General features: G+C 44.8%; 17 protein-coding genes. 10 read left to right on the top strand and 7 right to left on the bottom strand.

Features of this window, described 5'->3' with window-relative positions:
* Positions 1-19 precede the first annotated feature (19 nt).
* Both EGM68_RS16350 and EGM68_RS16345 read right to left on the bottom strand, forming a co-directional pair.
* Positions 20-322 carry a hypothetical protein gene (locus EGM68_RS16350; RefSeq protein ID WP_013371923.1) on the bottom strand — a complete coding sequence of 101 codons (303 nt, stop codon included), beginning with the start codon at positions 320-322 and terminating at the stop codon, positions 20-22.
* 384 nt (positions 323-706) lie between these two features.
* Positions 707-901, bottom strand: coding sequence for a hypothetical protein (locus EGM68_RS16345; protein ID WP_013371921.1), 195 nt, complete (start codon positions 899-901; stop codon positions 707-709).
* 141 nt (positions 902-1,042) lie between these two features.
* Here EGM68_RS16345 and EGM68_RS16340 point away from each other — a divergent pair, with 141 nt between their 5' ends.
* Positions 1,043-1,480 carry a NucA/NucB deoxyribonuclease domain-containing protein gene (locus tag EGM68_RS16340; RefSeq protein WP_013371920.1) on the top strand — a complete coding sequence of 146 codons (438 nt, stop codon included), beginning with the start codon at positions 1,043-1,045 and terminating at the stop codon, positions 1,478-1,480.
* Here the strand turns inward: EGM68_RS16340 and EGM68_RS25755 are convergent.
* Positions 1,473-1,649, bottom strand: a complete 177-nt coding sequence (locus EGM68_RS25755) for a hypothetical protein (protein WP_013371919.1) — start codon at positions 1,647-1,649, stop codon at positions 1,473-1,475. The genes EGM68_RS16340 and EGM68_RS25755 overlap by 8 nt on opposite strands.
* 114 nt (positions 1,650-1,763) lie before the next feature.
* Here EGM68_RS25755 and EGM68_RS16335 point away from each other — a divergent pair, with 114 nt between their 5' ends.
* The 7 genes from EGM68_RS16335 to EGM68_RS16305 all read left to right on the top strand — a co-directional run bounded on the left by EGM68_RS16335 (position 1,764) and on the right by EGM68_RS16305 (position 12,238).
* Positions 1,764-3,584 carry a sensor histidine kinase gene (locus EGM68_RS16335; protein ID WP_013371918.1) on the top strand — a complete coding sequence of 607 codons (1,821 nt, stop codon included), beginning with the start codon at positions 1,764-1,766 and terminating at the stop codon, positions 3,582-3,584.
* Positions 3,559-5,184 (top strand): response regulator transcription factor, encoded by a 1,626-nt coding sequence (locus EGM68_RS16330; protein ID WP_129549585.1) that lies wholly within the window; start codon positions 3,559-3,561, stop codon positions 5,182-5,184. Before EGM68_RS16335 ends, EGM68_RS16330 begins: the two co-directional genes overlap by 26 nt.
* Positions 5,185-5,304: 120 nt before the next feature.
* Positions 5,305-6,987, top strand: a complete 1,683-nt coding sequence (locus EGM68_RS16325) for a type 2 periplasmic-binding domain-containing protein (protein WP_040103379.1) — start codon at positions 5,305-5,307, stop codon at positions 6,985-6,987.
* A 187-nt stretch (positions 6,988-7,174) separates the two neighbouring features.
* Positions 7,175-8,065, top strand: coding sequence for an ABC transporter permease (locus tag EGM68_RS16320; protein ID WP_016822416.1), 891 nt, complete (start codon positions 7,175-7,177; stop codon positions 8,063-8,065).
* 27 nt (positions 8,066-8,092) lie between these two features.
* Positions 8,093-8,971 carry a carbohydrate ABC transporter permease gene (locus EGM68_RS16315; RefSeq protein WP_016822415.1) on the top strand — a complete coding sequence of 293 codons (879 nt, stop codon included), beginning with the start codon at positions 8,093-8,095 and terminating at the stop codon, positions 8,969-8,971.
* Between the two features lie 28 nt (positions 8,972-8,999).
* Complete coding sequence (locus EGM68_RS16310; protein WP_129549584.1) at positions 9,000-11,087, top strand: beta-galactosidase; 2,088 nt, start codon at positions 9,000-9,002, stop codon at positions 11,085-11,087.
* 98 nt (positions 11,088-11,185) lie between these two features.
* Positions 11,186-12,238, top strand: a complete 1,053-nt coding sequence (locus tag EGM68_RS16305) for a glycoside hydrolase family 53 protein (protein ID WP_129549583.1) — start codon at positions 11,186-11,188, stop codon at positions 12,236-12,238.
* 90 nt (positions 12,239-12,328) lie between these two features.
* Here EGM68_RS16305 and EGM68_RS16300 read toward each other — a convergent pair whose 3' ends face one another.
* The 4 genes from EGM68_RS16300 to EGM68_RS16285 all read right to left on the bottom strand — a co-directional run bounded on the left by EGM68_RS16300 (position 12,329) and on the right by EGM68_RS16285 (position 18,806).
* A complete protein-coding gene (locus EGM68_RS16300; protein WP_013371911.1) occupies positions 12,329-14,092 on the bottom strand; it encodes a methyl-accepting chemotaxis protein in 1,764 nt (587 codons plus the stop codon).
* A gap of 373 nt (positions 14,093-14,465) precedes the next feature.
* The gene (locus EGM68_RS16295) at positions 14,466-15,425 is read right to left on the bottom strand and encodes an AEC family transporter (RefSeq protein ID WP_129549582.1); all 960 of its coding nucleotides are present in this window, start codon (positions 15,423-15,425) and stop codon (positions 14,466-14,468) included.
* A gap of 100 nt (positions 15,426-15,525) precedes the next feature.
* On the bottom strand, positions 15,526-17,244 hold the full coding sequence (locus EGM68_RS16290; RefSeq protein WP_129549581.1) for an NAD-dependent malic enzyme: 1,719 nt from the start codon (positions 17,242-17,244) through the stop codon (positions 15,526-15,528).
* 338 nt (positions 17,245-17,582) lie between these two features.
* A complete protein-coding gene (locus EGM68_RS16285) occupies positions 17,583-18,806 on the bottom strand; it encodes a nitrate/nitrite transporter (RefSeq protein ID WP_129549580.1) in 1,224 nt (407 codons plus the stop codon).
* Between the two features lie 427 nt (positions 18,807-19,233).
* Between EGM68_RS16285 and nirB the strand changes: the two genes are divergently transcribed.
* Together nirB and nasC are read left to right on the top strand one after the other, a co-directional pair.
* Positions 19,234-21,408: a nitrite reductase large subunit NirB gene (nirB, locus tag EGM68_RS16280; RefSeq protein ID WP_129549579.1), complete on the top strand. Its 2,175-nt coding sequence runs from the start codon at positions 19,234-19,236 to the stop codon at positions 21,406-21,408.
* 79 nt (positions 21,409-21,487) lie between these two features.
* Complete coding sequence (nasC, locus tag EGM68_RS16275) at positions 21,488-23,668, top strand: assimilatory nitrate reductase catalytic subunit NasC (RefSeq protein WP_129549578.1); 2,181 nt, start codon at positions 21,488-21,490, stop codon at positions 23,666-23,668.
* Positions 23,669-23,673: the final 5 nt, after the last annotated feature.

The raw sequence follows: 23,673 nt of genomic DNA, 5'->3' as shown, positions 1-23,673 counted from the left end.
CCGGGGGTTTATTTTTAGCTTATTCTACGCCGTCCTGATAATGATTTTTCCAGTGCTTATCGCCTTTATGTGCGAAATCTTCAACTGTTTTCTCCAGCGTAGCTACCAGTTGGGCTTTAATCTCAGCAATTGTGTCGCGAAATAATCTTTCTTCCGTACCATTGATTTTTTCACCATATAAAGCTTGAGCGGCTACAAATTGACGATGTTGTTCTACAAAACTGTCAATCGAATGCAGTGCATGCTCCACGTATTGTGAAATGCTATGATGCTCGTTAGGCAGTTGTAATTTTAATTCTTTAACTCTGTTTAATAATGCCATGATGATCACCTCGTGCGTTTTGTTATGTCAATAATTATACATCATTTTCGGAAAAGTTTCATTAAATTTCGATTAAATTGTGACTTTTATTATGTCATGATTGCATTTTCATTGGTGATCAGGCATAATTTCGGAATTTTGCGCTTTTCCCTTGGTATCGTGATTTCAAAATTTGAAATATATGATACAAAGACAATGTAAGAGCGTGCTGCGACAGCTGTCTTTCTGACATGTTATAATGGGGAAAAAGCCCAGTCGGAAAGGTTGTCAGTATGGTATGAAGCTTTTTAAAGGTTTATTTTGGGGAATTCTGATCAGTCTTCTCCTGTGGTGCGCCTTGTTTGGGCTTGTCCGCTGGATGACTCATTAAGTGCTTCCTGTATCTTATACAATAACTCTTGCGACTGTATCCACGTCATTAACGGAAATCGTATATACGTGTTCGTCATCGTAGAGCTTGAATTGCTGAGTTTCTTGGTCAGATAGGAGCTTAGGCCAGCCAATTACGGTATTTCCATTCAGTAACCGGATTACAACAGCTTGCATTTGGCTCACGGCCAGTTGGATCTCATCGTTCATTCGTACAACCTCCTCTCTATACTATTTGTCGTCGGATATTTAATCTTTTTTTATAGTCGGTAAGGGGTTACAAAAAATAAAATCTGGGGATTGCCTTAGCTGAAGGTCATTTACTGGAATAGCTTGAAAGGAAGAGGGAAATTGAAGAAAAAGTTACTAAGTTTTATAGCCTTAGTGCTGCTAGCTGTGGGCGCGTACTGGGTTGAAGGAGACAATCTTTTTACAAAAATAACAGGAGAAAACCCGCCTTCATCAGCTCAGGTAACGCTGCAATTTCCGTCAGGTCGTTATCCTGAAACGGCGCAGCATATTAAGGAAGCCATTCAAGCGGGAAAATCACCAGTATGCACAATTGACCGGGAAGGAGCCGAGCAAAATCGTAAGCATTCGCTTGCGGGTGTTCCTACTCGTAAAGGGTTTGATCGTGATGAATGGCCGATGGCTATGTGCTCAGAAGGGGGCAAGGGTGCAAATGTCAAATACATAGCTCCTAAGGATAACCGTGGGGCAGGATCATGGGTCAGTCACCAGTTAGATCAGTATGAGGATGGAACTCGTGTAAAATTCGTTATTAAATAGTTTTTGATTTCGTGTTTTTACCTTTTAGCTCCTTAGATGTTTCCTGTTTGGCTTTAATCAGCGCCAGAAAATCAAAAAAATCACCTAGTGTATTGAAGCCGGCAGCTAAAATGGCCAGGTCTTCAGCAGATAGTTGGTCTAACCATTCCATTTGCTTAGCGTCAAACATATTATCACCGCCAACCCTTAATAATGTATAGTATGTAGTGGCGGCAACGAAGGTCAGGGCTCTGGCATACCTTTTAAGTATGCCTGTTTTTTGTGCAGAGGATGTGTGAAACTCATGTTTAAATTTAATTTTTATACTAAAATCGTGTCCATCGTTATCGTATTGCTGATACCTGTGCTGCTTCTGTATGTCTACTCTAATCAGACAACGACAGGTGTATTACGTGAGGAACTGAATCAATCCAATTATAATCAGCTAACTTTTTTTCAAAACCAGGTGAATACGAATATTGAAATGATTTCTTCCTGGCCGCACCTGCTGATTCATGATCCTGATGTTGCCAGTTTCCAAGCGATTTTTTTAAAGGACAAGACTCTCAATCTGGATGGAATTAACCTGGTCAAGCGGATTCAAACCAAGCTTGGGCTTCAGGAAAGCTCTTCTAACTGGAGAACAGGGCTGAGTATATATTCCCCTTCACTTGGACGAGTTGTATCGGAAAATGGAGCCAGTTATTATGATCAGAAGGTATTAAATCAATCGATTACAAACGGCTGGCAGGTATCTAAGAAAAGAGTGTACGGTAAGGATCAATTTATATTTTCATTGTATACCTTATCCCCGTTTTCCTCTCTAGCTAATCCGGAAACCGCTAACACGATTATTAAAGTGGAATTCGATAGCAGCAATATTCAGGACATGCTTGACCGCTTTAAAGGCGATGGACGAAAGGAGCCTTTTTATTATAAAAAAGGCGTAGGAGTGATTTATAATCGCTCTGCAAATGCAGAATTGTCAAGCCAGCTGATTGCGAAACTGGAGAAATTGGGATTACATGAAGTTGATAATTTGACCGTGAAAATTGGAGAAGAGAGTTACCTTGTTCACGCCGTTCTTTCGCAAACGACAGGCTGGTATTTGATTGACTACATGCCTTTGTCCGATATGATGTCTCCGATTTACTCATCTAACCGACTATTTTATATAACCGTTGTTGGCTCACTACTGGTAGGCATCATTGGTGCTTATCTCCTTCACTCACAGGTACAAGTCCCGATTCTTCAGCTTGTGCGGGCATTTCGGCGATTAAAGGATGGAGACTACGCTGTTCGTTTGAGTCCTAAGGGCAGTCACGAGTTTGCATTTCTGTCACGTCAATTCAACCTGATGGTCGAACAGATTCAGGAGCTGTTTGAGAAAGTTTACGTTGAGAAGCTGCATGTGAAGGAAGCACGTCTAAAGCAGCTCCAGTCTCAAATCAATCCCCATTTTTTCTATAATTGTTTTTCCTTTATTACGAGTATGGCAAAGTTGCGCAATCATGAGGCAGTCGTGGCCATGGCTCATAATTTATCCAAATATTATCGCTATACGACAAGACAGGAAAGAGATTTGGTTCCTTTATCAGATGAAGTCGAGTTTGTGCAATATTATTTGAAAATTCAGCAGATGCGTATGCCACGGTTAACGTTCACTATTGATATTTCTTCACAGGCCAATCCTCTGCTGGTTCCACCGCTTGTGTTGCAACCCCTGGTGGAAAATGCGGTGTTGCACGGAATAGAACCTCAGGCGGAGGAGGGGATCATCCGTATTATGACTGAGTGTGTCGGCTCATCCATGTACTTGATTGTAGATGATAACGGGCTCGGTTTGAGTGATGAAGGTATAACGTCCCTTACATTAGCACTAGAGAAACCTGTAGAAGAAAAAAGTGGTTATGGTTTATGGAATGTGCACCAACGAATGCGGTTACATTTTGGTGAAAACGCGGGCTTGGAATTCTCGTTGTCTCCGTTGGGAGGATTGAGAGTGATTTTAAAATGGACACTGTCAATTGAAGAAGGGCAGGAAGACGGTTTGATCCATTCTTCGTCAAATTCAAGAAATAGTAAATTGGAGGATACTGATGGTTCAGATATTACTAGTGGATGATGAAAGCTATGTTACTGAAAGCCTGGCGGCTACTATACCGTGGGAGACGTTGGGAATCGAAAAGGTTTATCAAGCAGCTTCTGCCTTGGCAGCAATAGATGTGCTGGAAGCATACGATATTGATATTCTGGTTACGGATATTCGTATGCCCGGCATGACGGGATTGGAGTTGATTGTTGAAGTAAACGAGCGTTGGCCGCATATCCGTAGTTTATTACTGACAGGCTATGCTGATTTTGAATACGCTAAAAAAGCGCTCCAGCTTAAGGCTTTTGATTACATTTTAAAGCCGGTGGATGATGAAGAGTTTATCAAATGTGTGTCAGCTGCCATGGATTCGCTAAAGGAAGAATGGGAAGCATTCGACAAGGTTCATCAATTACAATACAGTCGCAGGAACGATTACGGTGTGCTGCGCACTCATTTGATGCACGATTTGTTACTCGGGCGTGATTTGACTGTACAAAAAATAAAGGACAAAATGTCCGAGTACGAAATCAAGCTACGCACAGAACATCCTGCCAGTATGCTGCTTATTCAGCTGGGCAAGCAATTTTCTGACATGGATTATCACTCAGTGTCCTTAATTGAGTATGCGATTGGGAATATTGCAGAAGAAGTGTTCGCTCCTGATTTTCATGTTTGGCATTGCAAAGCGCCACATGATTGCCTAATCGTATTAATAGAAGGGAATTGGGATTTGTTTCCTAAACGGACTCTGGATGAGCAGAATCATTTTTTGCGTGCAGCGATTGAAACCTTTCGAAAAAATGTGAGCAATTACTTGAAAGGGGAAATTTACGTCACATTAACGAATTGGTTTCATTTCCCGGATGAGCTGCCTAAGCTATATCAGACAGCGATTAGATCCATATATTGGAAGCAACAGGAGGAGACGAATCCACTCCTATTCATAGAAGAGCAGACAGAACAGTCACACAACTCAGTGAAGTCGCTGGAGGGGCTTTATACGCACCCTACGCTTACTCATCTGCTAGAGTCCAGGCAATGGGAAGAGGCAGAAGCAAAAGTAAGCCGTGTATTTGGCAAAATGGAAGAGGCGGGGTATACACGCGAGCATTTATATGAACTGTTTATTTCGGTAACGAGCGCCTTTATGTATACAGCTCACAAACAAGGACGTTTCATTACACAGATGGACCAAGTAGGCTTTGATCCGTTACATGCGCAGAAATTGGTTCATTCGTTCCCACACCTCAAAGAGTGGATATTTTCCATGATGAACAAGCTTAAAGCCGAGTGGTCTGCAAGCGAGCAAAGCGCCAAAAGCTATGTGGTCAAGCAGGTCCAGGAGCTGATCGCCCAGGATAAAGGACAGGAGCTGTCTGTTAAGACGATTGCCGACCAAGTTTATCTTCATCCCGTCTATTTGTCTAAAATCTATAAAGCTGAAACCGGAGAAGGTCTGGGAGATTATATTATCCGAATGAGAATGGAACGAGCTCTTTATTTGCTCAAATATTCCAACAAAAAAATATATGAAATAACCACTGAACTCGGCTATCAGAATCCCCAATATTTCAGCAAGATGTTCAAAAAGCATTATGGAATGACTCCGCATGAATTTCGGGACCAGTAAAGACAAATGAGTAAAGATCAGTTGAGAAAGGTGCAGAAATATTTATTTTGTGACATAGGCTGCTAAGAAAAGCCCTCTTATAATAAAAGAGTAGAAAATGATTTTTAGAGGGGGAACAAGATGCGAGTTCATTCGAAAAAAAAACTATTGTCGTTGCTCGCCGCAACTATGGTATTAGGGGTTGGCCTTGTGGGCTGCTCAGGTGCAGGAAATGATGGGAATGCGGACAGCACAGCTAAAACTGAAAACGTATACAAAGAAAAATACAACCCAGAAGTTACAATATCCACGGTATGGGGTGTAGATCCCGCCTTAAAATTTAAAAATGGCGAATCTATCGAAAATAACGTTGCGACAAAATGGGCCAAAGAGAAATTTGGTATTAATGTAAAATCACTCTGGTCTGTCACGGATACAAATGGTGCGTTTGCTACCAAGCTGCGGTTGGCGATGTCCTCCGGTCAGGAGATGCCTGATGTCGTTGTACTGGGGACGGAGAATGAGCAGCTGGCCCAGGATATGATCGATTCCGGTATGTTCGCTGAAGTTGGCCCATTATTTGATAAATATGCTTCGGACTCTTGGAAGCAGGCCATGAGTCAGGATACGAACGTATGGAATCAGTATAGCCGAGATGGTAAAAAAATGGGTATCCCTGTGCTTGATTTCGCTTATAACCATGATTATGTATTGTGGGTACGACAAGATTGGTTGGATAAGCTGGGGATGAAGGCTCCGGAGACGATGGATGATCTGGAAAAAGTGATGGATGCCTTTAAAAACAAAAATCCAGACGGACTGGCTCCGGACAAAGTGACCCCGCTCAGCATCGGTTTCAAAACATCCATGAACACATGGATGGGTGACCCATCCTGGATTTTCGGAGCTTATGGCACACTACCCCAACAGTGGAACAAAGGTGCAAACGGTAGCTTGGAATATGGCTCTGTTCAGCCTGGCATGAAACCGGGTCTGCAAAAGCTGAGCGAGTGGCTCAAAAAAGGATATATTCCTCAGGAAGCAGCATTGTGGGATGAAAATAAAACGGCAGAACCTACAGTTGCAGGGACAGCCGGGATGATTCCAGGACCATATTGGATGAGCGGTTGGCCGCTCCAGGATACGGTTAAAAATGCGCCGAGTGCTGTATGGAAGCCGATCAAGATTCCAGCGGGACCTGACAACAAAGCTATGCGCCATGGAACGCAGTACACCAATGGTGTCGTACTCATCAACAAACAAATGCAGCATCCTGAAGCTTTCTTCACGTATCAAAATTACTTGTTTGACCATTATGCAAATGCCAAACCGGACGGTGACTTGTCGAATGGGCTGTTTAAGGGCTACGATTATGATTTAGATGCCAATGGAAAGCTGATGTCTATTGATAAAATACCAGGCGGTTATGTAAACTCTATTCGTTATTTGCTGGTTCGTGATGGTGCACGTATCCCTGATGCCCAAATGAAGGCTTTGTTAAGCTTGGCTGACGGTGCAGAACCGAAAACCAGACTGGAGAAAGATGTAATGGTGAATTACGGGAAAGACACTCCCGCAGCGGCCAAAGTGCTTATGGAACAAAAGGATATCTCTATGAAAGATCAGTTCACAGGACCAACAACACCAACCATGAAGGCTAAAAAGGATTACCTGGATAAGATTGAAAGCCAGACCTTCAATGAAATTATTTATGGCAAACAGCCGATTTCTGCTTTTGATACCTTTGTACAGACGTGGAAAGCCGCTGGTGGCGAACAAATTACAAATGAAGTAAACGAATGGTATAAGAGCGTAGAAAAGTAAAAGTTGTCGATGTTGTAAAACAAATTAGGAGGGCTGTCCCAAGGTGGACAGCCTTTTTACTTAAGCTTCACACGGATTAATTAAAATGATTGCTTTTGTGCCATGTATGTTGGTTTTTTGAACTGTTGAGACTGCGAAAACGCTTTTATAATTGAGGTATACCATGAGAGTTACAGGAGGAACTGCAATGAGAAGTCTGCAACGTACGTGGCCATTTCATATCATGCTGCTGCCAGCCATCATTTTCTTGATTGTATTCAGCTACATTCCGATGGGCGGCATCGTGATGGCCTTTCAAAATTACAAGCCTTGGCTAGGCATAACTGGTTCCGAATGGGTTGGACTGGATAATTTCCGCTTTTTGTTTCAACGGGAGGACAGTCTTCAGGTCGTATGGAACACGCTGATTATTGCTGTGTTAAAGATGTTTTTCAATCTGTTGGTTCCGTTTGTTTTTGCTATACTGCTGAATGAAATTCGCAAGGTCGGACTTCAGCGCTCCATTCAGACATTGGTGTATCTGCCACATTTTCTGTCATGGGTTATCTTGGGCGGAATTCTGATTGATCTGTTGGCTACTGATGGATTTATGAACCGGATTCTTGGAAGTATAGGAATCCAGCCTATCTTCTTTCTGGGAGATAACAACTGGTTTCGTTTTACCGTCATTGTATCTGACATATGGAAAGAGTTTGGCTACAATACCATCGTATTCCTCGCTGCACTGGCGGGTATCAATCCTTCGTTGTATGAGGCTTCTGAAATGGATGGAGCGAGCCGATGGAGACAGACACTGCACATTACTGTACCTTCATTGATTCCGATGGTGGTCGTTGTTGGGACGCTCGCCCTTGGTAATGTTCTGAATGCCGGTTTTGACCAGATTTTCAACCTTTATAATCCGTTGGTATACCAAAAAGGCGATATTATTGACACATTCGTCTATCGGACAGCATTGATCAATGGGGAGATGGGCTTTGCTACCGCCATTGGGTTGTTCAAATCCGTTATCAGTATGATTCTTATTCTGATATCTTATCGGCTTGCTTACAAATGGGCAGGTTACCGCATATTCTGATTCCACGAGGCTGAAAGAGGGAGAGTCATGTATCATAAAACAACGCCATACCGCATTTTCAATGTGTTCAATATTTGCTTACTAGTGATTTTGTCTATCATGTGTATCGTTCCATTGATTCATGTGTTGGCAGTATCATTTAGTGCTAAATCAGCAGCAGATGCCAATCTGGTTGGACTGTGGCCAGTGCAGTTTTCATTAGAAGCCTATAAGAAGACGATGAATAACCCGATTTTTCTCCACTCCATCTGGATTTCTGTCTGTCGGACTGTATTGGGAACCGGCTTGACGCTACTTATTACCTTTTTAGCTGCTTATCCGCTTTCGAAGGAAACAACGGTGTTCCGCAGTCGCAACATTTATTCATGGCTGTTTGTATTTAGTATGATTTTTAACGGTGGTCTGGTTCCATTCTATATGGTTATTCAAAAGATCCATCTTATGGACAGCTTCTGGGTACTTGTTTTGCCAGGAGCGGTCAATACATTTCTGGTCATTCTTATGCTGAACTTTTTTAGAGGAATTCCCAAAGAGATGGAAGAGGCCGCATTGATCGACGGAGCAGGGCATTTTCGGACATTGTTTAGTATTTTCTTACCGATATCCATGCCTTCGATTGCGACGATTGCGCTGTTCAGTATGGTATTTCATTGGAACTCATGGTTTGACGGTCTGCTCTATTTGAGCAATGCAAAGGATTATCCGCTGGCGACGTTCCTGCAAACTGTAATTATACAGAAGGACATGAGTTCCATGAGCATGAGTCCCAAAGAGATGGAATTACTATCTCAAACGACGGTTAATGCAGCACAAATTTTCATTGGTGCAGCGCCTATTCTTATTGTATATCCATTTTTACAAAAGTATTTTGTTAAAGGTATGACACTAGGTTCCGTCAAAGAGTAATAGAACTAATACAAGGAGATGATTTGTAATGACCTATTCAAACATAACCAAGTACCCTCCCATTAGTGAGCGAGTTCCGCGTATGCTGCATGGAGCGGACTATAACCCAGAGCAATGGCAGCAATATCCCGAGGTATTAGCGGAGGATATCCGCTTGATGAAACTAGCCAAATGTAACGTGATGTCTGTCGGCATTTTCTCATGGGTTTCATTAGAGCCTGAGGAGGGCGTATTTACGTTTGAATGGCTGGATCGTATTCTGGATTCGTTTGCTGAAAACGGAATTTATGCGTTTTTGGCTACTCCTAGCGGAGCAAGACCAGCCTGGATGTCTCAAAAATATCCCGAGGTGCTGCGAGTGGGGGCTAACCGTGTCCGTAATTTACATGGGTTTAGACACAACCACTGTTATACGTCGCCTGTTTACCGGGAAAAAGTACGTATCATGAATACGAAGCTGGCTGAGCGTTATGCTAATCATCCTGCTGTTATTGGCTGGCACATTTCCAATGAATTTGGTGGAGACTGCCACTGTGATCATTGTCAGGAGGCATTTCGCGCTTGGGTGCAGGATAAATATGGTACGTTAGATAAACTTAATCATGCATGGTGGACGACATTTTGGAGTCATACAGTTACGGACTGGAGCCAAGTTGAATCTCCGGCACCTCATGGTGAAACGCAGGTTCATGCCATGAATTTGGACTGGAGACGATTTGTAACCGAACAGACCGCAGATTTTATCAAACATGAGATTGTGCCGCTCAAGGCTGCGAATCCGGACATTCCAGTCACAACCAATTTAATGGAGTTTTTTGAAGGATTGAATTACTGGAAGTTTGCTGATCTGCTCGATGTTATATCCTGGGACAGTTATCCGACGTGGCATGACCGTGAAGGGGATGACAGCCGTCAGGCTGCAAGAGTGGCTATGATGCACGATATTATTCGCTCCATTAAAGGTGGGAAACCCTGGATGCTCATGGAAAGTACGCCAAGCTTAACGAACTGGCAAGACGTTAGTAAGCTGAAGCGACCAGGTATGCATTTGCTATCGTCTTTACAGGCTGTGGCGCACGGTTCAGACACCGTTCAATATTTTCAGTGGCGGAAAAGCCGCGGTTCAAGTGAAAAGCTGCATGGTGCAGTCGTCGATCATGTCGGACACGAGCATACTCGGGTATTCGGGGATGTGACAGATGTCGGTCATGCACTGGAAAAACTGGAAGAGGTTATCGGTACATCCGTACCGGCTGAGGCCGCAGTCATTTTTGACTGGGAGAACCGTTGGGGAATCAACGATTCACAGGGACCGCGGAACAAAGGCGTGAAATATGAGGAGACAGCTGAAGCACATTATTTGGCATTGTGGGAGCGGGGAGTGCCAGTAGATGTCATTCATATGGATGCAGATTTCTCCAAATATAAGCTTTTGGTAGCTCCGATGTTGTATATGGTTCGCAGCGGTGTAGGAGAGCGCATACAGAAGTTTGTTGAAAACGGGGGCATTTTCGTAGCAACCTATTGGTCCGGCATCGTGGATGAACATGATTTATGCTTTCTTGGAGGCTTTCCAGGACCGCTTCGTAAGACGCTGGGGATTTGGGCGGAAGAGATTGATGGATTGCATGATCATGATCGTAATTACATTATACCGGTTGAAGGCAATGAGCTGGATCTGCAAGGGGAATATGAAGCTGTAGAATTGTGTGATCTCATTCATACGGAGGGTGCAGAGGTACTGGCTGAGTACGGAGCAGACTTTTATGCAGGCCGTCCGGCTTTGACGGTGAACCGTTTGGGACAGGGAAAAGCTTATTACATCGCTTCACGCAACACTGGACTATTCCATAGTCATTTTTACAAAAGTTTAATTGACGATGCAGGTCTCAGTAAAGCACTCGATGTGCAGTTGCCACATGGGGTGAATACAGCGATTCGTACTGATGGAGTTCATGACTATATTTTTGTAATGAATTTTACGCATGAGCCGCAAAAGCTTACACTGGATGGACGAACTTATTCGGATCTGCTTGAAAATCATGTGATAGCAGATAGCAGCGTTCAACTGGGTGCCTATGCTGTTAAGGTTTTAAAGACAGAGCGCAATAATTAGAACACGTTATACATGTGATCGCCGCCGTTTCCCGAGTGAGGGAGCAAGTGGATTGGCCAGAGGCAATGTGAGTATATAATTTAGATAGGGGATGACTTATGAAAACAGGTAAACGTACTATGGTATTTGCGATGTTGATCTTGTTATCCAGCTTTTTGTACCCATTGGGCTCTGTGGGAGTGAGTGCGGCTTCGGCCGCCCCTGCTTTCGCCAAAGGAGCAGATATAAGCTGGGTTGCAGGGATGGAAGCCCAAGGTATGACCTGGAAGGATAAAAAAGGGGTTCGCCGGGACGTGCTGCAAATTTTACGGGACGATTATCAGATCAATTCGGTTCGTATTCGCGTATGGGTAAATCCTGACATGAAGGATTATGCAAGCGGATACATGAATGCTGAAAAGGCGGCAGAACTTGCGCAGCGAGCCCAAAAGTTAGGCATGAGCGTTATGCTGACCCTGCATTATAGCGATTCCTGGGCTGATCCAGGCCAGCAGAATAAGCCTTACGCATGGCGCAATTTTACATTTACACAACTTATGGATGCGGTCTGGTCCCATACTGTCTATGTAATGAACACGATGAAGAGCAAGGGTGTGACACCGGATTGGGTGCAAATCGGCAATGAGACGAACAATGGCATGCTCTGGGATGATGGCAAAGCCTCGGTGAATATGAAAAACTATGCGTGGCTCGTCAATACAGGGAATAACGCTGTTAAATCCGTAAGCAGCAGTACCAAGACAATCGTGCATTTAGCTAATGGGGATAACAGTTCCGTTTTAAACTGGAACATTGGTGGACTGATTGAAAACGGAGCTCAGTTCGACCTTATTGGCCTGTCTTTATATCCGTCTTCCTCTGACTGGCAGGGTAAGGTGGATCAGACGATTACCAATGCCAATAGCCTCATTGCAAAATATGGTAAAGGCATTGTCATCAGTGAAATCGGAATGGAATATAATGAACCTGCTGCATCCAAGGCATTTATTTCTGCAATCAAAACGAAGGTTCGGAGTATCGGAGGGGGCAAAGGCGTCGGCGTATTTTATTGGGAGCCGGCTGCAACCCCAGGTTATAATCAAGGTTATAACAAAGGTGCTTGGCAGGCTGACGGCAAGCCGACCTCAGCGTTGGAAGGCTTTTTAAACTAAAGAAGTGTGTAAAATATCAAAGAACCTCTAATGTGCATTCTATGCAGACTAGAGGTTCTTTATTGTTATGAGGATTGGATAGTTATAGTTTTAGACTTCACGGTTTACTTTGAAGAATGAAATAAGCTCTTCCAGCTCCCCGGACATTGATGTAAGCTTGTCCGAAGCTTGGACAATTGAAGCCATAGACTCGGTTTGTTCCCCAATGGTTTGTTCAATTTGTTTGCTGCTGTTGACTGTTTTGCTAACTGTGGAAGACAACTCGTCCGAGGTAGCTGACATTTCCTGCGTGCTGGCCGAGATTTGCTCAGTTGCACTGGATACCTCCTGGATTTGTGATGACACTTTATTGGACGCTTCTAAAATTTCAGAGAACATTTCGCCTGTCTGCTTCGTAACTTCCAGTCCGACCTGAACTTCTTGTGTACCCAGGCTAATGCCTTTTACAGTTTGTTCAATCTCTTTTTGAATTTCTTCAATAAGCTCTGCAATTTGTTTGGCGGACTCTTGAGATTGCTCAGCCAAATTACGCACTTCTCCCGCTACGACTGCAAAACCCTTGCCTTCTTCACCCACTCTGGCAGCTTCGATCGAAGCGTTGAGAGCAAGCAGATTCGTTTGGCTGGCAATGCCGGTAATGATGCTTACAATATTACTGATTTCGTTAGAACGGTTCTGCAGTGCATTAACCGAATCAACTGTACTGCCCATTGTAGTGGAGATAGAGTCCATTTGAGTGGATAGCTTTTGGGCTACCTGATTGCCTTCAACGGAGCGTTTTTCCATGGAATAAGCTTGATCCGCTACAGAAGAGGAGCTTTCAGCAATGGTTTGGATCACTGTAGACATTTCATTCATAGCCCTGGAGCTTTCAAGTGCTGCGTGATCCTGAGCTTCAAGTCCCTGAGTTATTTCCCGAATATTGCTGTTAATGATGTTTGTATTCGTACTATTTTTCTCGCTAATGCTTAACAATTCCTGAGCTGATCCTGTTACTTCTTGCGTCGTATCCTGTACTTTCACCATCGTATCGTTAAGGCGCTTGATCATTGAATTAAATTTTTGATTGATAATACCAAGATCGTCTAGGCCTGTCTTGATTTTTACATTCAGATTACCCTCGCTGACTTCTTCAATCCCCTTCATCAAGGAACGAATCGGGGAGAGCGTGCGTTTTACCAGTAAGTATTGAATTGTCAAGAAGATAGCAAGAAACAGAATGAGCAGTGAAACACCATATACAAGCAACTTATGAAGACCCGTAGGTACAGAGCTCGCATCTACGTCAAAGTAAATTGCACTTGTGACTTTACCGCTTGCATCTGTAATCGGATAAACAATAGTAGTCCATGTGCCATATTCGTCCGTATAAAAGCTGCTCAATGCTGATTCATTGGATTGAAGCATTTTATTTACGGCGTCTGCATTTTCGTCAGGCAACGTGTACATATCCCCAATATTCATCTTCGAGTTTTGGAAAGCTTGAACCAAATTAGTGGGAACGCCAATAATGGAGGTTTGATTTCCTTCTTTTAGTTCTGTCCCAAATATGTAAGCTTGGGCGACATTAGGATAAAATGTGTGAATGGAATCTAGAAATTTGCGTATTTCTTGTTGAGCAGAACCGTTATAATCTTTTTCGCTTAATGCTTGTTGTACTTTTGTTTTGTCAACATCTTCTGCCCATTTTTTGGTCAGCACTTTTACCTGATCTTGCAGCTGCGTGGTGAGAATGTTCTTTTGAAGTATATAGCTAGATGTGATAAGAATAGCACCTATTAATACGATGTTAAGAAAAGATATTAATAGATTTTTACCAAAAAAGGACATAGTGCTCCACTTCAAGTTTTTCACAAGTTTCTTCTCCTTTAAATTTTAATTTAATGCTACAGTACAGCTATCCCTTATATATTTCGTCAATTTCCTTTATAAATGTTAGCGAATTATTACAATTGGGATATACTTACTGATGGATAGTGAAAATAATGATAAGAACCAACAAAAGGTATGGAAGCTTACCAAAAATAAAAAGCGGCAACCCACATGGAATAAATGTAGGTTGCCGCTTGCTAGCAAAACGGAATATCATACTGGTTTTCAGCTCAAATATGACTAAATCACTTTATTGTTTGGACAATATTTAAAAAATAAGATAAATGAGGGCGAACGAATGCCCTTAACTATTATATATAACAGTCTTTCGCTGAAGGTTGAAAGCTTTCTGTCATTATATAAGTAGTGAAATGAGCAGAGGGAGCGAAATGAGCGATAATACTGAGCTTATAACAAATGCAGATGCCGCTTCTGTTTCCAGTGATTCATAGCGGGTCGCGATCATAGCGGCTACAGCAGATCCGGGAAATGCGACAAGCAGTACGGCTTTAGTTACATCCTCAGGGGACAGTCCGATCAGAACAGCAATACCGAGCATAACCATAGGCATCACGATCGCTTTCAGTACAGCGATACTAAGCGCTTTTGGACTGAACGTAATCTTTTTAATGCCAATAGTTACCCCGATGGCAAATAGAGCCGTACCCGCAGTAATATTGCCGATTTGATCAAACATAGATTGCAAAAGCTTCGGAGCTTGGAATCCGCATAAAGTCAATACAACACCAATCAAGGGTACGCAAGCCAGCGGCTCGCTGAGTCCATGAAGGACAGATTTTATAGTGACTGTAAATAAATTACCTTTAGTGTCATCAGATTCTGTTGATTTACGCTGGCCGACCGTTCCCAAAATACTTGCAAGCGGATCAAGAATCGCATTAACGACGATGCCGGTAATCGCAATAGGAATGGCGACCGCCGCACTTCCGAACAAGCTTCCCAAAACCGGAATCCCCATGAATGCGAAAGAGGGCTGTGTTGAATTCAATGCGAACATGGAGGATTCTGTCAGACCTTTTTTTGCAATTAAGCGATATAAGATGAGCAATACAATGTAAAAGCCGATCACTCCAAGCAGCAATGCAACAAGAAAGGGCCACTTTTGGATTAACGTCTCTCTTGGTGTCGTCGTAATACCAATAAACAAGTGTGCAGGTAAAGCGAATTTGGTTACCAGTGTATTTAATCCCTTAGATGAAGCTGGGTTAAAAGTCTTAAAAAAACCTGCAAAATAACCAATTAAAATGACAAAGAAAATAGGAATTAAGATAATAAAGATATGACCTGTAGCCATGATGTCGCCTCCAATAAAGATGTCCGCCAAAAATGGCGGACATCAGTTAAATAATCACTTTGCTTACAGCAAGTATAAATTTTGATGTTGTTCGCTATTTTTAAACCAGAACGGCTTCCTGTCCATACTGTTTGATGGGTTTATATTTGCATTCCCACATTGAATCCCGAACCGCTTGTACGATATCATCCGGCTGATGACGCGCAACTCCATCTTGAACTGCCGCCTTAGCAACTGCTACTGCTACAGCTTCAGATACTTCTCGCAGTTCGTTGATTTTTGGCAGCAGGGAAGCACCAGGCTGTGACAAATCAACCATTTGAGCTACTGCATGGGCAGCTGCTGCAAACATGCTATCTGTTATAATTTTGGATTTTACTACGATTGCTCCAAGACCAAGACCTGGGAATACGAAAGCATTATTGGATTGTCCAATTTCAAACTTAATATTGTTGTAGATTACTGGCTCAAAAGGACTTCCTGTTGCAATAAGGGCTTTTCCTTCCGTCCAGTGGATCAGGTCTTCAGGAGTTGCCTCTGCCAGAGGAGTCGGATTGGACATTGGCATAATAATAGGGCGTTCTGTATGCTTGGCCATCTCTTTCACGATTTCCTCACTAAATGCTCCAGCAACACCGGAAGTTCCGATCATAATCGTCGGTTTCACACGGCGAATGACTTCAAGCAGAGGGATTTTGCCATCTTCAGCATGCTCCCAGTCACGGCATTCGGCAGCATCACGCACATAAGGGACCTGGAATGGGAAAAGTCCTTCCGTTTCATTGGTAAGCAGACCACGGTAATCATATGCCCAGAAGTTACGTCTTGCTTCAGTTTCTGACAATCCTTCGAGCATCATAGCCGCACTAATTTGGTCAGCATTGCCGATTCCGGCAGCTCCTGGACCAAACACTAGAACCCGATGCTTGCTCAGTGGGATTCCGGACAATTGGACACCAGACATCACACCTGCGAGCGTAACCGCGCCAGTACCTTGAATGTCATCATTAAACGTTAAAATATGATTTCCGTACTTGTTGATAATATTCCGAGCATTGACGTTACCTAGATCTTCCCAGTGCAGCAGTGCGTTCGGGAAAGAAGAAAGTGCAGCTTGAACATAAGTATCAATAAATTGATCATATTGTTCTCCACGTATACGCTTATGACGATTCCCCATGTATAAAGGATCTTCTAACAGCTTTTCGTTGTTTGTACCTGCATCAAGCACAACGGCCAGCACCCGGCTAGGATCAATTCCAGCAGCAGCTGTATATACAGCAAGCTTACCGATAGAGATGTTAATACCGCCAACTCCCCAGTCCCCGATTCCCAAAATACTTTCGGAATCTGTGGCTACAATCAGGTCGATATCATCAGGGCCCAAGTTCAAATTCTTAAAAGCTTCTTTGATGCCAGCAAGGTTATCAATAGATAAATACATACCACCTGGTTTATGATATTCATGACTGTATTCCTGAATAGCCTGACCGACTGTTGGTGTATAAACAATCGGAAGCATCTCGCTCAGGTGCTCGGAAAGCAAACGATAATAGAGGACGGTATTCCGATTAAAAAGATCATTTAATGCAACGTTTTTACGCAAATTATCTGGTTGGCTTTGAAATTGCTCGTATACCCGTTGAACCTGTTCCTCAATAGTTAATATGGTAGGAGGAAGGAGGCCGTCAAGTCCAAGCTGCTGACGCTCTTCCAGTGTAAAAGCCACTCCTTTGTTCAGCAGTGGGTTGGCAAGAAGATCCTTTCCGGTTAATTTGGTTTCGATAGTTCCATCTTCCGTAACATGAAAAGCACGCATTTCCAATTCCTTCTTTCCTAAAAAAATACATTTGGTTAACCCTTGAACAATTCGTGAACAAGTATACGCCTTATTTTAAACCAAGTGAACAAGTATGTTGTGTGAAAAATGGTTATATAAGTGTTTACATAAGAAAAAATATGAAAATGAAAGCGATTTTCAATGATTTTCAACTGAAAAATTCATTGAATTTTCATAATGTTTTCGGTAAATATTCATTAAATGTGACTTTTTTCATAGTATTTATAATTCAATTAAATATGTATGAGGAAATAGCTTAACTTCATTTTTCTATAAACGAAGTTAAGCTATTTTTGATTATAAGGGATAATTGAGGCTTAAAATCTAACGGCTTCATTAGCAACTGGAGCAGAACGTCGCATCCAGCTGTTGCGCCATTTCAATTGCATGATGATCACGAGGACAAGAGCACAGAATGTGATCAGGCTTAGGCAGATGAAGCCTGGCATGTAAGAACCCGTTAATTTGTACAGATGTCCCAGAATCAGGGGAAGAAAGTACCCGCCTATGCCGCCAGCAGCACCGACAATGCCGGTCATGAGCCCGATTTCGTTGCCGAATCGCTGCGGCACGAGCTGGAATACGGAGCCGTTGCCAGCACCAAGGCACATCATACCTACGAACAGCAGGACTACGACCACGGCAAGGGGGGGTAAAAATGCAATACTGGCGAGCATAATCCCGGCCCCGGCATACAAGTACATTAACATGCGTGAACCACCAATTCGGTCGGACAAAAAGCCGCCTACAGGACGAAAGAAGCTTCCGGCAATGACACAAACGGTCGCAAAATCAGCAGCATGTACCGCGGAGAGACCGTATTGGGTATTGAAGAAAATGGTCAAATAATTAGAAAGGCCAACGAACCCGCCGAACGTCACGCAATAAAAGGCACAGAACACCCAGGCATCCCTCTGTTTGAGCACCGAAGCATATTGTGACAGACTTTTTGGTGCTGGGCGATGAGGGCTGTTGCGGGCAAAAATACTAAACAGAACAAAGACGATGAAAATCGGGATGATGGCTAAGCCAAAAACGACCTCCCAACTGCCAAAATGTTGGGCAATGCGGTTGGCAAACAAAGTTGCGAGGACGGTCCCACTGTTACCGGCACCGGCAATTCCCATGGCCAGCCCTTGATGCTCTTTGGGGTACCATTGGCCAGCCAACGGCAGTGCAGCTGCAAATGAGGCTCCGGCCACACCCAGAAGCAGGGCTACAGCGTACAACTGCTCCAGCGAATCAACCCACAGCCAGCCAAGCAGGAGAGGGATAATTGTGACAAGCATACCGATCTGTCCCGTGAGCTTCGGACCGATATAATCTGACATGAATCCAAGCACGAGTCGCAGCAGGGAACCACTAAGTATTGGGAGAGCGACAAGGTTGGCTTTTTGTACAGGGTCCATTGGATAGTCATTAGCAATGACAACGACCAACGGTCCGATCATTCCCCATATCATAAAGCTAATATCAAAATACAGAAAGGAGCCCAATAGGGTGGGCTTGTGTCCGCTTTGCCAGAAACTTTTTTTCTTCATTCTCGATCTCTCCTCTTCTTATTGTGGTTTGTAGAGCTCAGTCCTCAATTTTCTGTTGAACATAAAAAAACCGCAAATCGTCCCGACATCGTATCTGGGAAACGCTTTGCGGCTTCATTGCCGTGTTTGACACACCTCATTGTGCATCGCTTTGATATGATCACATCGTAGTGATTTTAATTCAAATTATAAAAAGACATTCTATATATGTCAATATACATAACATTAAAATTATAATAAATTTAAAATAAGGTTTAAATACAGGTTTCATGTATTGAATATTGACATGACGCTCACAATTCAGTAATCTTAAGTACATATCGGTACAACGATGTGCCGACATTTACGGCAACGGTGCCCTTTTCCATCGAATGGAGAAGGGCTTTTTCTGTCTTATTTTAGTACGGAGAATGGGGCTGGATTCATTATGATAAAAAGACTGGTCGTCATCGGTAATGGTATGGCAGGCATCAAATGTGTGGAGGAAATTCTCAGTCTGGAGCCGGAACGGTTCCAAATCACAATATTTGGTGCTGAACCGCGGCCCGGATACAACCGTGTGCTCCTGTCCAAAATGCTTCAGGAGGAGAGTACGTTCCAACATATCGTTACCCATAGCTGGGACTGGTACGAAGAAAATGGGGTAAAGTTGCAAGCTGGTGAACGTGTGTGTCGTATTGATGTGGCAACTGGTATGGTGGAAACGGAATCCGGTATTCAAGAGCCCTATGACATTCTCGTACTGGCAACTGGCTCATTGCCTTTCATGCCACCCATTCCCGGAGTTCGAAAAGAGGGAGTAATTGCTTTTCGTGATGTAAATGACTGTGAAACCATGGCGAGATATGCTAAGACGTACCGCAAGGCCACTGTCATCGGAGGAGGGTTATTGGGGCTTGAGGCTGCTCAAGGCTTGCTGAATCTGGGGATGGAAACTGACGTTGTTCATAATGCGCAGTATCTGATGAATCGTCAGCTTGACCGTACTGCGGCTGTACTTTTACAACGACGGTTGGAGCAACAGGGCATGCGGTTTCATTTGGCGAAGGATACAGTCAACATTATAGGTCGCAACCGGGCACAAGGATTGGTGTTTGCAGACGGAAACAGATTGGAAACGGACTTGGTTGTGCTGGCGGTTGGTATCCGGCCGAATATCGCTTTGGCTCAGGATAGTGGTCTGACAGTAAACCGTGCTATTGTCGTGGACGATTATATGCGCACGAGTATTCCTGGTATTTACGCAGTTGGCGAATGTGCTGAGCACCGCGGGATTTCATATGGGCTGGTGGCGCCGCTATATGAGCAGGCCAAAGTGCTGGCAAAGGTGATTTGTGGTCGTGAAACGGCTCCCTATGAAGGGACGGTCCCGTATGCGCAGCTCAAGGTGGCGGGAATTCATGTGTTTTCGGCAGGAGACATTCGTGAAGAGGGCAGCGAGATCGCGATCATGGAATATAACGGTATGCAGGAGATTTACAAAAAAGTGATGATGCGCGCCGGCAATATCACTGGAGCAATTTTGTTTGGGGATACGGCGGAAAGCACCTCGCTGCTTGGAATGGTACGGCGCGGCGCGCCAATTACAGAGCTTACATCCCAGAAAAATAGCAAAAGCAAAGCAGAGGATGCTGCGGAAGCATTGCCCGAAGGAGAGACGGTATGCGCATGCAATGGTGTGAGCAAGGGGGATATTTTGCGAGCGATTGCCACGGATAAGTTGAAAACAGTTGAAGAGGTGAAGAGCCGTACCAAAGCGTCCGGTTCCTGCGGAGGCTGCCGGCCGCTAGTGGCTGCACTGGTCAAAAATGGTTTGTCCCGAGCGGCAGCTTCTGGACCTGTGGTAACTCCGACTGCTCAAGAAGTTGTTTCTGTGTGTGGTTGTACGCATTATGATCATGATTCGCTTAAGACAGCGATGGTGGACGCAGTTTGTCGAACTCCAGAGGAAGTAGTATCCCGTCTTGGTTGGACCAGACAGCAGGGGTGTGAATTATGTCGTCCAGCTGTACTTTATTATCTGGAATCTCTAGGTTTGCGGAACGGATCTGCAACAAACCAACTGGGAATAGACGTTGCGGTTCAGTCCACCGTACCGTACGAAGGGGAAGTGGGTTCTGTGGGCCTGAGTTTTACAAATTTGAATGCTGAACGTCGGGATTGTGTTGATCCTGTCCCGATCGATCAGGCTTGTGGTGGAGTGATCTGGCTAAGAGAGCGGCTGGCGGCAGTATGGGGCAGTCTTTCATTACCGTCACCAGTTGCGGTTGCTGTCAGTCCGGGTTCAGAGTATCCCGGTGGCGTGCTTGTCCATGACATTGGAATATCCCGATCACCAGCAGGTTGGGAGGTTTATGCCGGTGGGCATGCAGGGCACCCGGTTCGTCAGGGGTTGCTGCTTGGATTGGAGGAGAATCCAGAAGAAGTAGTGCTGATGGCTGTAACCTGCTTGCAAATATACAGGCATAGTGCTAGGTATGGGGAGAAAATGTGGGAATGGATTGAACGGACTGGCGTTCTGGCGCTGCGGGAAAGTGTGCTCGACGCTACTCTGCGAAGTGAACTGACCGGTAGTCTGCGGTCCACCATGCTGACAGGTTAACGGATTGTGGGAGTTGTAGTGATAGATTCGTGTGCGAGGACAGTAACATTGCAGCGAATGGAGAGAGAAGGTGACTTTTATGTGTCAGTCAGGAGAAAACAAACTGGAAGCCGGTCAATTCATCCTCCCTGTGGTGGAGACACAATGCCCATTTTGCAGCGTGCAATGTAAGATGACCGTTAGTACGGAAACGGAGACACTCGCGGGTATCATTCGAACGGTGTATAAAGCGGAAGGCAAACCTAACGCAGCCTCACAAGGCAGATTATGCATCAAGGGTATGAATGCGCATCAGCATGCAACTCATACAGAAAGGCTGACACAGCCCCTACTGCGCAAAGAGGGCAAGCTTGTTCCCGTTCAATGGGGGGAAGCGATGGATGCTGTAGGTAGCAGTTTCTCTTCGCTGCTGTCCACGCAGGGCCCTGACGGAATCGGCATTTACGGCGGAGGCTCGCTATCGAATGAAACGGCTTATTTGCTCGGGAAATTTGCGCGGGTGGCTATTGGCACGCGCTATATCGATTATAACGGGCGCTTTTGCATGTCGGCAGCAGCATCTGCTGGCAGCAAAGTGTTTGGTATTGACCGCGGACTGACCTGCAGGCTGGCTGATATTCCGTTAGCTCGTTGTATTGTGCTTGCAGGTACGAATATCGCTGAATGTCAGCCGACGTTAATGCCTTATTTTCACCAAGCGAAGGAAAATGGTGCGTTTGTCATCGTAATTGACCCGCGCGCGACACCCACAGCGGCAATAGCCGATCTGCACCTGCAAATCAGACCGGGTACGGATGCTGTGCTGGCCAATGCCATGCTAAAGGTCATCGTGGATGAGGGATTGGTAAATGAAGAATTTATCCGCCAGCGGACCAACGGGTATGAACAGTTGTTGACTCATTTGGATGGGGTGGATCTGAACGAATCAGCTGCGCTGTGCGGAGTCGAGGCAGAGATGATCCGGCAGGCAGCGCGTGCCTTTGGCAGTGTGGAAACGGGTATCGTTTTTACCGCCAGGGGTGTCGAACAGCAGACGGATGGGCACATGGCAGTGCGTGCATTTCTTAATCTTGTGCTGGCCACCGGAAAGATTGGAAGAGAAGGGTGTGGGTATGGGGCCATCACAGGTCAGGGAAACGGGCAAGGGGGACGAGAACACGGTCAAAAGGCTGACCAGCTTCCTGGCTACAGATCGATTGAGAATGAAGAAGATCGAGCCTATGTTGCGTCCGTGTGGGGAGTTGAACCAAGCAGTTTGCCGGGAAAAGGAGTGTCGGCCTATGAAATGATGGAACTGGTTCATCAGAGAAAAATCCAAGCTCTGTTCGTGATGGGCTCTAATCCTGTTGTATCTAACCCGAATGCCCGATTTGTCGAGGAGGCGCTGAAAAAGCTGGATTTGTTGATTGTGGCGGATATGTTTCTCACTGAAACGGCGCGAATGGCCGACGTTGTTTTGCCTGTGACGTCTTATTTGGAGAATACGGGGACGATGACTAATCTAGAAGGCCGCGTTTTGCTGCGGGAAGCGGTGCGGATTGCACCGGGCGAAGCTAGAGATGACTGGAGCATTTTATGCCAGATAGCTTCAAGATTGAACAAGGGTGGATATTTCGCGTACAAGGATACAGAGGATATCTTTGAAGAACTGCGCCTCGCTAGCCGGGGAGGGGTTGCTGATTATTACGGGATCACTTATGACAGGCTGCGTCGCGAGGAAGGAGTATATTGGCCATGCCCATCTACGGATGAAGCTGGTATGGATACGATGTTTCGGGAAAGCTTTGCTCTTTCCGACCGAAGGGCTGTTTTTACAGTGGTTGAAAGCTGTGGAGCAGGAGAGGAAATATCCGAGGAATACCCGCTTACTTTGACGAATGGCCGCGTGCTGGCTCACTATTTGACCGGCGCACAAACACGCAGAAGTCCTTCGCTGGCCGCGCGTGAGATTGAGAATTATGTAGAAATTCATCCGCGTACAGCACAGCGCTGGTATATCAAGGACGGGGAGTGGGTAGAAATAGTATCCCAGCGCGGTAGCTTTACTGTCCGCAGCCGGATCAGGCCACATATTCGCGAAGATACGCTTTTCGTACCTATGCATTGGGGCGGGGCGCAAAATGTAAATCGGGCGACCCGCCCCGACCTTGATCCGTTCTGCCGGATGCCTGGCTTTAAAACGGCTGCTGTACGCATCCGTCCCCTTCGTCTAGCTGTATCTGCGACCAGTGGACATAATGGGGAGTGGTCTCAATTCTAGAGCAC

It is taken from the genome of Paenibacillus sp. M-152, assembly GCF_003856555.1.
In the GTDB taxonomy this organism is placed as follows: domain Bacteria; phylum Bacillota; class Bacilli; order Paenibacillales; family Paenibacillaceae; genus Paenibacillus; species Paenibacillus polymyxa_C.
The sequence above is the reverse complement of the archived record's forward strand: the minus strand, read 5'-3'. Positions and strand labels throughout refer to the sequence as shown.

Bases quoted from the DNA above. Each gene is read 5' to 3' on its own strand.
- EGM68_RS16350 (WP_013371923.1), bottom strand. From the start codon at position 322: ATGGCATTATTAAACAGAGTTAAAGAATTAAAATTACAACTGCCTAAC.
- EGM68_RS16345 (WP_013371921.1), bottom strand. From the start codon at position 901: ATGAACGATGAGATCCAACTGGCCGTGAGCCAAATGCAAGCTGTTGTA.
- EGM68_RS25755 (WP_013371919.1), bottom strand. From the start codon at position 1,649: ATGTTTGACGCTAAGCAAATGGAATGGTTAGACCAACTATCTGCTGAA.
- EGM68_RS16335 (WP_013371918.1), top strand. From the start codon at position 1,764: ATGTTTAAATTTAATTTTTATACTAAAATCGTGTCCATCGTTATCGTA.
- EGM68_RS16330 (WP_129549585.1), top strand. From the start codon at position 3,559: ATGGTTCAGATATTACTAGTGGATGATGAAAGCTATGTTACTGAAAGC.
- EGM68_RS16325 (WP_040103379.1), top strand. From the start codon at position 5,305: ATGCGAGTTCATTCGAAAAAAAAACTATTGTCGTTGCTCGCCGCAACT.
- EGM68_RS16320 (WP_016822416.1), top strand. From the start codon at position 7,175: ATGAGAAGTCTGCAACGTACGTGGCCATTTCATATCATGCTGCTGCCA.
- EGM68_RS16315 (WP_016822415.1), top strand. From the start codon at position 8,093: ATGTATCATAAAACAACGCCATACCGCATTTTCAATGTGTTCAATATT.
- EGM68_RS16310 (WP_129549584.1), top strand. From the start codon at position 9,000: ATGACCTATTCAAACATAACCAAGTACCCTCCCATTAGTGAGCGAGTT.
- EGM68_RS16305 (WP_129549583.1), top strand. From the start codon at position 11,186: ATGAAAACAGGTAAACGTACTATGGTATTTGCGATGTTGATCTTGTTA.
- EGM68_RS16295 (WP_129549582.1), bottom strand. From the start codon at position 15,425: ATGGCTACAGGTCATATCTTTATTATCTTAATTCCTATTTTCTTTGTC.
- EGM68_RS16290 (WP_129549581.1), bottom strand. From the start codon at position 17,244: ATGCGTGCTTTTCATGTTACGGAAGATGGAACTATCGAAACCAAATTA.
- EGM68_RS16285 (WP_129549580.1), bottom strand. From the start codon at position 18,806: ATGAAGAAAAAAAGTTTCTGGCAAAGCGGACACAAGCCCACCCTATTG.
- nirB (WP_129549579.1), top strand. From the start codon at position 19,234: ATGATAAAAAGACTGGTCGTCATCGGTAATGGTATGGCAGGCATCAAA.
- nasC (WP_129549578.1), top strand. From the start codon at position 21,488: ATGTGTCAGTCAGGAGAAAACAAACTGGAAGCCGGTCAATTCATCCTC.